General features: G+C 34.7%; 7 protein-coding genes. 2 read left to right on the forward strand and 5 right to left on the reverse strand.

Annotated elements, in window-relative coordinates:
• Nucleotides 1–3: 3 nt before the first annotated feature.
• The 5 genes from C7D53_RS18660 to C7D53_RS18680 form a co-directional block, all read right to left on the reverse strand.
• Nucleotides 4–1074 carry a formimidoylglutamase gene (locus C7D53_RS18660; protein ID WP_106917920.1) on the reverse strand — a complete coding sequence of 357 codons (1071 nt, stop codon included), beginning with the start codon at nucleotides 1072–1074 and terminating at the stop codon, nucleotides 4–6.
• A gap of 149 nt (nucleotides 1075–1223) precedes the next feature.
• Entirely contained in the window at nucleotides 1224–3785 is a 2562-nt protein-coding gene (topA, locus tag C7D53_RS18665; protein ID WP_106917921.1) for a type I DNA topoisomerase, read from the reverse strand.
• Nucleotides 3786–3839: 54 nt separating this feature from the next.
• Nucleotides 3840–5036, reverse strand: coding sequence for a hypothetical protein (locus C7D53_RS18670; protein ID WP_106917922.1), 1197 nt, complete (start codon nucleotides 5034–5036; stop codon nucleotides 3840–3842).
• 238 nt (nucleotides 5037–5274) lie between these two features.
• The gene (locus tag C7D53_RS18675; RefSeq protein ID WP_228422440.1) at nucleotides 5275–6414 is read right to left on the reverse strand and encodes an EpsG family protein; all 1140 of its coding nucleotides are present in this window, start codon (nucleotides 6412–6414) and stop codon (nucleotides 5275–5277) included.
• The gene (locus tag C7D53_RS18680) at nucleotides 6411–7415 is read right to left on the reverse strand and encodes a hypothetical protein (protein WP_106917923.1); all 1005 of its coding nucleotides are present in this window, start codon (nucleotides 7413–7415) and stop codon (nucleotides 6411–6413) included. The genes C7D53_RS18675 and C7D53_RS18680 overlap by 4 nt, the downstream gene beginning before the upstream one ends.
• A gap of 194 nt (nucleotides 7416–7609) precedes the next feature.
• On the opposite strand from C7D53_RS18680, the gene C7D53_RS18685 reads away from it, so the two are divergent.
• Together C7D53_RS18685 and C7D53_RS18690 are read left to right on the forward strand one after the other, a co-directional pair.
• Nucleotides 7610–11266, forward strand: a complete 3657-nt coding sequence (locus C7D53_RS18685) for an MMPL family transporter (protein WP_106917924.1) — start codon at nucleotides 7610–7612, stop codon at nucleotides 11264–11266.
• A gap of 42 nt (nucleotides 11267–11308) precedes the next feature.
• Nucleotides 11309–12223: a hypothetical protein gene (locus C7D53_RS18690; RefSeq protein WP_106917925.1), complete on the forward strand. Its 915-nt coding sequence runs from the start codon at nucleotides 11309–11311 to the stop codon at nucleotides 12221–12223.

The following is a 12223-nucleotide window of genomic DNA, read 5'->3' on the forward strand; positions in this document are numbered from 1 at the left end:
ATATTAAAATTTCATCAGTCTTGCATTCAACCAGCCTTTCTTCGCTTCATCAAAATCTTTTCTTGAACAAGGAATACAATTTTCTATATTTTCATCATCGCCAAAATACCACAAATTACTGAAAGTATCACGCTTAAAAGCAAATTGTCTGTCATCTATTAAAACATAGAACAATTCATAGTGCCTTTCCTTGGGGTGAGATCTCTGAATATTGATCCCTTCAATCAGGTACCAGAGCATTTGGGCGAGAAGCTGATGATTCAACTGGTTCTCTGAATAAATATTATAATTAAAGATCCCTACAGATTTCAGGTTTTCGCTTAGTCCTATTTCTTTCATATAGGCACAAACTTCTCTCCTGTTGAGCCCGTTAACCTGAGGATTTACTGAAAAGGGTTCACTGAAACTTTCTATTGCATCACAATTGACTGTAACCAGATCTGCTTTTCGGAAAAAAGGCTCTGTTTTTTCTGTAGAATTCATCATTTCAGCCAAACGGATAATATCGAATTCCACTTCTTTGATCAGCTTTACAGAATCCATTTCATTCAAATGTTTCTGATATCCCAGATGGTGATAGTTTTTAATAGAAAAAGTCTTGGCCCCGAATATTTTGCTTAAAAAAGTAAGTTCGTTAATCTCTTCTCCCTGTTTAAGGGAAATAATATTGCTTACTTGGGTATAATTGATGCTTTTTTGATGGAAATTGATTGCAGAAAACAGTGAAAAAGCAAAGTCATTAGAACCTCCGATAATTACTGGAAGAGCTCTTTTGTAATGACATGCAGATAAAACTTCCTGCAAAATATAATGAGTATCCTGAACAGATTTTCCGGAAACCAAATCGCCAAGGTCTACAACCGGAATTTCAAAATCCAGCTGTGCAAGTTTATAAAACTCCTTTCTAACTGCAGTAAAATCCTGTACTTCTGCATCTCCGCCTGCTCCTCTGTAATCTGACACAAATAAAAGAACGATGCTGTCTTCTTTTATATCCTTTGTGATCCGACTTCCAATCTGCCAGCTTTCTGTTTTGAAATTTCTTGGTGAAATGATAAAGTCTTCGAAATCCATATTTTAATTTAATAAGGTACTATTTTATTAATTTCTTGATATAACAAACATACAAAAAAACACCACAACTGACTAGGTTGTGGTATGTTTTGTTCATAAAAAAAGCCGTTAACACTGTTAGTTAACGGCTATGTATAATTATTTTACTCTTACTTCTTTTTTGCAGCTGGTTTTTTAGCTGCTGTAGTCTTCTTGGCAGTTGTTGCTTTTTTTGCAGCTGGTTTTTTCTTTTCTGCAAAGGCATTTTTATCCTGATCAGTGATCCATTTTTTGACTTCATCGAGAGAAATTTCTTTCAATTCTTCTCCGTCATATTTGGTGTCATCACTTTTCTTCGGAATTTTAAACATTGCTTTTCCAAACTTGATGAAAGGTCCCCATCTTCCGTTTTCAATGGAAATTTTTTCTTTTTCCCATTGTTGGATGTATCTATTGGCTTCTTTTTCCAGTTTGGCATCAATCAGTTCGTTGATGTCACTCTGAGAAAGATTGTCAAAGTTATATTTCTTCGGAACGTTTATGAAAATATCCTTGTATTTGATAAATGGCCCAAACCTACCCGTTCCTTTGGTTACAGGATCTCCTTTATAAGTTGCAATGGGTGCATCTGCCTTTTTCTTCTCATTAATAATTTCTTCTGCACGCTTTTGATCTACTGAAAGCGGATCTTCACCTTTTGGAATGCTAATGAAAGTCTCTCCCCATTTTACATAAGGTCCGAATCTTCCTACTCCAACAGAAACCGCATTCCCTTCAAATTCACTAAGATCGAAAGGCAGCTTAAACAACTCTATTGCTTCTTCAAAAGTGATGGTTGCGATATTCTGTCCTGACATTAATGATGCAAAGATTGGCTTTTCTTCATCGTCTGTTTCTCCAATCTGGATCATCGCTCCAAATCTTCCGATTCTGGCATGTACATTTTTACCGGTTTTTGGATCCACTCCTAAAAGCCTGTCTCCTGTTGCGCGGTCTGCATTTTCTTCTACATCTTCAATTCTTGGGTGGAATTTTGAGTAGAAATCCGTCATCATTTCTTTCCATTTCTGATCTCCGTTGGCAATCTCATCAAATCCTTCTTCTACTCTTGCCGTGAAGCCGTAATCTAAGATCTCCTTAAAGTTATCAGTAAGGAAGTCATTTACAACTTCTCCTATATCTGTGGGAATAAATTTATTTTTATCACCTCCGAATTTTTCATCAAGAACTACTTTTTTGATATTGTCTTTTACTAAAGACATTTTGATCACCTGGCGAGTTTGTGGTTCAATTTCACGTTTGTCCACATATTCTCTGTTTTGAATGGTCTGAATTGTTGGTGCGTAAGTAGATGGCCTACCAATCCCTAGCTCTTCCAGCTTTCTAACCAATCCGGCTTCAGTATATCTTGCACTTGGTCTTGTGAATTTTTCAGTGGCAGTGATGGTTTTGTAACTTAATATTTCTCCAACTTTTACTTTTGGTAATAGCTTTTCATTGTTCTCTTCATCTTCATCTTCGGTTTTTACAATACCATAAGCCTTTAGGAAACCATCAAAGATGATCACTTCTCCTTGTGCTTCAAAGTGATGCGGTAATGAAGCATTTCCAATTTCAATGACTGTTTTTTCAATCTTAGCATTTGACATCTGAGAGGCCAATGTTCTTCTGTAGATCAATTGGTACAGTTTATTCAACTGAGCATCTCCTATGCTTTTCACTCCGAAGTCTGTAGGACGAATTGCTTCGTGGGCCTCTTGTGCTGATGCTGATTTTGTAGTATAATTTCTTGGAGAAGAATAGTCTGCTCCATATTCTGAAATGATTTGTTTTTTGGCTCCTTCAATTGCTTCCTGAGAAAGGTTTACGGAGTCTGTTCTCATATAGGTAATGAACCCTTCTTCGTATAGTCTTTGTGCCAGACGCATGGTATTGGTCACATTATATCCTAATCTTGATGAAGCTTCCTGTTGTAGTGTAGAAGTAGTAAAGGGAGCAGATGCTGAGCGAGTTCCAGGCTTTGTTTCAACATTCAGAACTTTAAATTCTGTAGTTTTTGCCTGCTCAAGAAATTTTTCTGCTTGTTCCTCTTTCTCAAAGTCTTTTTTAAGCTTAGCAGCAATTTCCTGTTCTGTATTGTTCAAGAAAATTCCGTCAAGCTTAAAGCTTGCCTTAGGAGTAAATTCACGGATTTCTTTTTCTCTTTCAACAATTAATCTTACGGCTACAGATTGTACTCTACCTGCAGAAAGTCCTGGTTTTACTTTTTTCCATAAAACCGGAGACATTTCAAAACCTACAATTCTGTCCAGTACTCTTCTTGCCTGTTGGGCATTCACCAAATTCTGGTCAATATCCCTAGGGTTTTCAATTGCTTTTAGAATGGCATTTTTAGTAATCTCGTGAAAAACAATTCTCTTTCTGTTTTCAGGCTTCAATTTCAATTCATCTGCTAAGTGCCATGCAATAGCTTCTCCCTCGCGGTCTTCATCGGAAGCCAGCCATACCATTTCTGCTTTCTTTACTGCAGCCTTTAATTCTGTCACCAATTTCTTCTTGTCTGCTGAAACTTCGTAATCAGGACTAAAGGTGGCAAGGTCTATTCCCATACCTTTTTTTGGCAGATCACGGATATGTCCGAAACTGGATTTTACTTCGAAATCCTTACCTAGATATTTCTGAATAGTTTTTGCTTTAGCCGGGGACTCTACGATTACTAAATTTTTCGACATTCTAAAAAATTTTTTTGCAAAAGTAAAGCTTTTTTATTATATCCTTTTTTGAAATCACATTTTATTTAATAATTCCAGAGGGGCAACAAACAGTCTGTAGAGGATTCCCTCAAATGTAAAGCCCTTGCCGGACATCTCTACTCTATATATTAATGAGAGGATTATAATGGCCATGGTGATGTAAAATTTCCTATCAATAACTATTGGTTCATAGACATATACAGAGTCTCCTTTTTTCAGTAACAGAGCAAAAAGAATAATTAATAGCATCATATGAATATACATCCATCTTCCCCAATCTATTGCCAGATAAAATAAGGGTAAAGAGAATATAAAAGCTCCGGATAATAAAATAAATAAAATCTTTCGCCCATTTAGATATTTTAAATAATAGGCTATGTGTAAAATGCTTATTCCTAAACTTATAAAGTAAAGCAGATATTCATTAAGGTGTTCTTTAATATATTGCCTTTCATCAATATTCCAATAGAAGATGCCATAGGTAGGGTGTACTCCTCTTTTATTTAAAATTTCCAGAGACATTCCTTCGTTTACATTTTTTCCCAATAAAATAATGGCGGCGGCAGGGATGAATACGGAAAGAAAAAACTTGATATATCTTCTTACCTCAAGCTTCCCACTCTTTACATAGAGTGCAATGGCAAAGTAGGGAGTATAAAACAGGGTTACTTCATGCAGGAGTGTGCTTATAAATAAAAGGATACAGAAAATATATTCTTTATATTTTGTGAGCCTATCATTATCTAAAAGATATACGAAGTAAGTGAACAAAAGAAAAACAATGAATTCTTTCTTTCCTACATACGTTACTGTATTAAGAAGCCCTACAAAACCTATGGATGATAGCAGCAAGGACAGATACAGGAGATCTGTAACTTTATACTTAATAAGTTTTGTATAAAGCCAAAAGAACATTGAAATGATTATAAATTGAAAGAAGTAAACAATATAATTAAGACTAAACCCCGTTATGTCCTGAAGAATAAAAAAAAAGCTTCCGGATAGGCCTCGTCTTTTGAATCCTCCATCTTCGTAATTGATCAACCAGTCTGCTAAAATATACCCATCGTCTTTAAGGTTAAAAGCCAATGTAAAAGCAAGGGTATAAACGGCCGTTATTGCAATAATACAATAGATAAAAATCTTAATGTTAAAGTATTGTACAATTTTTTTAAGCTCCATAGTGTGTTTTAAATAGGCTGCTAAAACAAGGTGATTTTTTTCTGTCATTATATTTTAGCACAGCCAAAAATATGAATTTACAAATACTTTATCACTATTTTATTTCACTTTTCATAACGCTTTTTATTTCCTTTTATTCGATGGTTTACTCAAGCACTGTGGAGCTTACACAACAAAAGATATTTATTCTTTTTTAAACGGAATATCAAAATTTATCACTAAAAAAACGGTATAATTTCAAAAGTCCATTGAAAATTTATACCGCTTTTATTTTTTTCAGCTTTATTTATGGAAGAAGATGATTGTAATACTGCTCAATTGTAAATCGTCCTGCCTTGATATTATTAAAGGCTGAGAATACAATGAAATTGAAGAGTACAAGCGCCATTATAAAGGTATAGATCATTCCTTTTACTTTACCGGAAACCACATACATTGCATTAGGAATAATAATATAGGAGAATCCAATAAATGCTCCCGCAAGCCTTGATGAGAATATCGGGTTATTTCTAAAAATAAAATAAAGACAGACCCCAATAACGGCATAATTTCTATGGTATTCGTAGTAAGGATATAGTTTCTTCATCTTGGTATCAAAAACAAAGAGGAAAAAGGTCAGAATTGCCATCATTACCTCCGGAATACCAAATCCACCGTTTAATCTTTCTACACTTTTACCCACATATCCGTTAAATCCTTCGACGAGCATATTGTCTTCTGCCATTGATCCTAAGAATTCTCCCAATCCCCTATAGACTTCAAACGGAGAAAGAAAAACAGAAACAATGATCATGATCAGCATAATTGTCTTATTCAGCGGAACTCTTGCTATCCAATACATGGGCAGGAACATATAGCAGACACTGTGAATCCCCGAACTCAGAAAGATAAAGAACAGGTAATGCCACATCTTCTGCTCCTTTATATACCGTATGGCATAATACACCATGAATGTAGCCAAGTTTTGCCTGATCTGCCCACTTTCTCCAATGAAAAACCCCGGAATAAACATAAACAGGGTAAATGTAAATGGATAAAAAGTATTATTGTCCGTATATTCAACCTTGAAAAATATCGCAAAGATGGCAATAACGAACGTCAGCATAAAGAATGGTGCATCGAAAACATTCAGCAATATCTTATTTATCAAGGTATAAAGCCATTCTACATCCAGATATTCAGTTCCTTCCATATGAAGCATCTTCATAAAGATACTGTAGTAGCTTTTTGTGTCAGAATAGATATAAAGTCCCAGATAACTTCCATAATCCGGTCCCACGTCATCCCTAAGTCCGGCAATAATGATCAAATATATTCCTAAAAACCAAAACCATTTCTTTTCTACCTTGTTGCCAAAAACCTCCTGGATGCTAAAGAAAAGCATATAGAGCATGGCAATGATATAATATGGGTGTAATAAACTCATTGTATGGATATGGTATTTTTAAATTGATATGAGGTAAATATAAACCCTGTAAGAATTAAGGGAATAAATAGTCTTACTTCCCAAAAAAGCCCTACCATAGCAATCATAACAAGATAGGGAAAGGAAAAAAACAAATATTTTTTAATCAGTATTTTACCCTCATTATTGCATAAGACATAACTGAAATACAGACTTATTATTCCAAACAAAAGACCGCTTATATTGAAAGGACTGCTAAAGTTAGCAAGAAAATAAACGCCCTCTACAAAAGACATATCCTGATGAATCATCATCCGAAGTCCTGCATAAGGAACAATAAAGGCAAGTACTAGAAGCAGTGTTTCTTTAATAAAAGAGAAGTCCTTCTTTTTTAATTTCTCAAAATCGATAAATACAGCAGCAAAAAATGAAATATTCAGGCAAGATGTTTCTCTTACCAATGTAGAAATCATGATAACAATGCATAGCAGAATAAAATCTACAGGTTTTCTGTTTTGTAAATATTTCAAGGTTAATAGGCTACCCAAAAGATAACAGAATATAGCAATAGAATCACAGTTTGTAGGAACATACTGTACAATAACGATAAAAAAAACAGCCAGCAGGTGAATCAGCCGGATGATATTCGGATTTAAAAGAATTCCAGAAGGTTTAAGCTTAAAAATTGAATATAAAATGATTGAGGACCACACAAAAAAGAAACTGTTGATCAAAAAAATACTGTGGTAAAACATGGTCCCTTGCTTCAAAAGAAAGGCTTTCAGAAATGGAAGATGATGATCCACAACAAAAGTCACAGCTTCTGTAACGTGTACACTGAGATAATTGGGAATCACTCTGTAGGCGTATACCGATGAGAACATAAAATCGGGGGCCTTTTCCATGGTTTTTAATCTTACATAAGAAGATTCAAATCCGTAGTAAGACATCGCAAACAGCAGAAATGGGAGCACTATTACAAATAGGAATCCGTTTATTTTTTCATCATTCTTTTTCAACATATCTAAAACAGATTCTTATTTTTTTAATAATAATTGTGATTTAAAATACATTTCATTAAAAGGGAACTTTTGCAAAAGTAGAATATTTTTTCATTCTTCCTAGAATATTTTATTGATTTTCAGACAAAACTTATCGCATAAGTATTTTGAACTAATTCTTAAAAATTTAAATTTGCAGACTTGATTTACATCTAATGCATCGTTTTTTTATATTTTTATATTATCTGATCTCCAAAAATAAAATCCTCTCTGTTTTTACAGCCTTAGGAATTGCTGCCTTATGCCTTTTCTTTGCTTCAAAAATTACCTTTGAGGAAGATATCAATCAGATTATTCCTAAAAATGAAAAATCAGATCTTACAGCAAAAGTGCTTAAACAGCTTAACTTTTCGGATAAGGTCATCGTTATTATAGAAAACAAGTCCGGCGAAGACAGCTTCCAGCTTTCTGAAACAGCGGATACTTTTTTACAAAAAATTGAACCGTTGCAAAAATATATCGGTTCAGTTCAGGGAAAAGTGAATGATAATGAGATCTCCGAAACATTTGATTTCGTTAGCCAAAACCTGCCCCTATTCCTTAATGAAAACGATTATCAGCAGATTGAAGGGAAGCTTCAAAAAGACAGCATTGCGCAACAGGTAGAGAACAACTACATTTCATTGGTATCCCCTACAAGCCTTGTTACAAAGGAGTTCATCAAAAAAGATCCTCTGGGGCTTACCTTTTTGGGAATCAAAAAACTAAATGCCTTAAATATCAGCAAGGACTTCAAATTAGAAGACAGCTATATTGTTACCAAGGACGGAAAAAATCTTTTACTTTTTATTGATCCTAAAAACAAAAGCAATGACACCAAGGCCAATGAAGCCTTTGTTGATCAGCTTAATACGATAAAAGAGGGAATTAACAAACAGTTTAAAGGCAAAACTGAGATGAGTTATTTCGGTTCTCCGGTTATTGCCGTTGCCAATGCAAAACAGATTAAAAAGGACATTCAGAACACGGTAGTGATCTCCATGACAGTATTGTTGGTTCTCCTTATTTACTATTTCAGGAATTTCTTTACGCCAATCATTGTCTTTCTACCAACTGTATTTTCTGTTTTACTGGCTTTATTGGTATTGTATTTTATTAAGGACAAAATTTCAGCTATCTCATTAAGTGTGGGGGCCATTCTTATCGGAATTACAATAGATTATGCTCTGCATATTCTTACTCATTATAAACACAACAATAATATTGAAGAACTTTACAAGGAAATAACGCAACCTATTATATTAAGTAGTGCCACCACTGCTGTTTCATTTTTGTGTCTGGTTTTTGTAAGATCTGAAGCCTTGAAAGATTTGGGGCTTTTTGCAGCCATTACGGTTATTCTGTCTTCCATTACAGCATTGATCATTGTTCCACAGCTTTATAAGCCCAAACAGCATACAAAAGAAAAACTCAGCACCAACTTTATTGATAAAATAGGGTCCTATCCTTATGAGAAAAACAAGCCTTTGATTATCGGGTGCTCCGTTATCATTCTCGCTTGTCTGTTTGGATTCAGGCATGTAGGCTTTAATGAAGACATTGGTGACCTGAACTACATTCCAAAGGAAATGAAGATCAGTGAAGCCAAGCTGCAGAAACTTTCAGACATTACCTCAAAATCAATTTATACAATTTCTTACGGAAACTCTGAAGAAGAAGCCCTTGCCAGAAATTCCCAACTGAGCACTTTCCTTGAAACAGAGAAGAAAGAAGGCAAAATTCTTAGCTACAACTCTATTGGAAGTATTGTATTATCTGAAAAAGATCAGCAAAGGAAAATTGATGAGTGGAAAAGCTTCTGGAATGATCATAAAAAGAGTCAGACCGTTGCCGAATTAGTCAGCAACGGAAATAAATTTGGTTTCAACAGCGCTGCTTTTGATAATTTCAATGAAATTTTAAATAAAAACTATTCAACATTAAGTCTTAGAGACTATGAAAAAGTGAAAGCACTGCAGATTTCAGAGTTTATGAGCAATGAAAATGGTTTTTATACGGTTTCCAATGTGGTAAAGGTTGATGAAAATAAGAGGGATGCCTTCATTAAAGATATTGAAAAGAAACATGATGCTCTTGCCATAGATCGTCAGCAGATGAATGAAAACTTTCTTGGCTTGCTGAAAAGAGACTTTAATACCCTCATCAATTATTCTCTTTTGGCAATTGTTTTAACGATTATAGTATTCTTCAGGAACTTTGAATTAACCATACTTACCATGTTCCCTATTGTTTTAACAGGGGTGGTAACGGCTGGAATCCTTTATTTTCTGGGGCTAGAACTTAATATCTTCAGTACAGTAGTATGCACACTTGTGTTTGGTGTGGGAGATGACTTTAGTATTTTCCTTACCCAGGCTATGCAAAAGGAACATACTACAGGAAAAAATGAACTTCCAACGTATAGAACGTCTATTATTTTGGCTGTATTCACCACGATCCTTTCCATTGGTTCCCTGATTTTTGCCAAGCATCCGGCTTTACATTCCTTGGCCTTAGTGGCGCTGATTGGTATGTTTTCCGTAATTATTATTACGTCTACCCTTTATCCGTTTTGGTTTAGGTTGCTTATTACCAACAGAGCCAAGAAAGGGCTTTCTCCTATTACCTTTAGATTATTTTTAAGAGCTGTATTTTCATTTTTATATTATGGACTTGGCGGATTGGTATTTTCGGCTATCGGAAGTATCTTTATTAAAAAGTCCAAGGGTAAAACACTGGATATTATCAAATTAATTCTGGCTAAATTTTTAACATCTGTTCTTTATTCAAGTCCACTTGTGAAGAAAAGAGTCATTAGAAACCCCGCCGAAGATTTCAGCAAACCGGCTGTAATTATTGCCAATCATACTTCTTTTCTTGATACGCTGGCTATTGCCATGGCCACCCACAAAATCATTTATCTGGTTAATGACTGGGTGTATGAGTCTCCTGTTTTCGGAAGACTGGTAAAGGCATTGGGATTTTATCCGGTATCACAAGGTATTGAAAACGGAATGGACAAGCTGAAAGAAAAAATTGCGCAAGGATATTCACTTGTGGTTTTTCCTGAGGCAGAACGTTCATATACCAATGATGTTAAAAGATTCCATAAAGGGGCATTCTATCTTGCAGAACAATTCGAATTGGATATTCTTCCGCTTTATATTCACGGAAATTCTGAGGTATTGCCAAAGGGAGACTTTATTATCTACGACGGAAGCATAACGGTAAAAGTAGGTGAAAGAATCAGTAAGGATGATCTAAGCTTTGGTAAAGATTATTCTGAACGAACCAAAAAAATTAATGCTTACTACAGAGAAGAATTCGCCAAACTGAGAGAAGAGATTGAGGATGAAAACTATTTTAAAAAGAAGTTATTCTTAAGCTATTTATATAAGGACAGTGAAGTGGTGGCAGAGGTAAAGAAAGACTTTAAAACCAATAAATCTGTTTACTTTGAACTGAACAAGCATATTCCCAAAGATGCCAACATCCTGCATATTGCTAATGATTATGGCCAAAAAGATGTCTTGCTTACTCTATACCAAGCCGGACGAAGAGTTTTCTCATTCATTAAAAACAAAGAAAAGCGAATTGTTGCAGCACATAGCTATTTGGTTAAAAGGAGAAAGATAAATTATATAGAGAACTTTTCTGAAGTGAATAAAAATATAGATGTTCTTCTGGTTTCGGATGACCGCTTCACCATGAATGATATTCAAACTCTTCCGGAAACCATTATATTTATCAACATAGAAAATATTTCATTAGAAAGTAGTAATTATGTATTAAAATTTAGTTCTGAATCATTAAAAGTATTTAAAACTAAATAATAAATAGGAAAAACATATTTTTGTAAGCGCTAAAAAAATTCCATGAAAAAAAACATACTTGTAATATATTATTCACAAACCGGCCAATTGGAGGATATTGTGAGAAATATAGCCAAGCCTTTTGAAGCTCAAAAGGAAGAATATGAAGTTACTTATTATAATATTCAGCTAAAGGAAGACTTCCCTTATCCTTGGCCGAGTGATGTCTTTTTCAATACTTTTCCGGAATCTTATTTACAAATTCCCAAAGAAATCTTACCTCCTTCGGATGAAATACTGAACAAAAAGTATGATCTCATCCTGTTTGGATATCAGGTTTGGTATCTTACCCCATCCATTCCTATCATTTCTTTTCTGAAAAGTGGCTATGCGGAAAGAATCCTTAGAGATACTCCTGTAGTTACCATTTCAGGGACCAGAAATATGTGGATGCTTTCTCAGGAAAAACTAAAGGTTTATTTAAGAGATCTAAAAGCTAAACTTGTCGGAAATATAGCATTGGTAGACAGACATGATAACTATACCAGTGTATTGACCATTATCAGATGGCTGACAACGGGACAGAAGGAAAAGTCAGGAATTCTTCCTGCCGCCGGTGTTTCCGATGAGGAGATTGCAGGTTCTGTGAAATATGGTGAGAGTATCGAAAGGCATTTTAAAAACAATGATCTGAACAATTTACAACCGGATCTTGTAAAAAATGGAGCCATCGAAATCCGCCCGTTTTTGGTGCGTGTAGAAAAGGTAGGAAACAAGATTTTCACAGTATGGTCTAATCTGATTATCAAGAAAAAAGAGAAACGTCCATTGCTGATAAAATTCTTTAAGGTATATTTGATGACTGCGATATGGGTAATCTCACCCGTCGTGTTAGTCTTACACCTGCTTACAACCCCTATATTTTGGTTTAAAAGACAAAAACAAAAAACATATTTACAAGGAATTAATTTAAAATAG

This window comes from Chryseobacterium aurantiacum, assembly GCF_003020585.1.
GTDB lineage: Bacteria > Bacteroidota > Bacteroidia > Flavobacteriales > Weeksellaceae > Chryseobacterium > Chryseobacterium aurantiacum.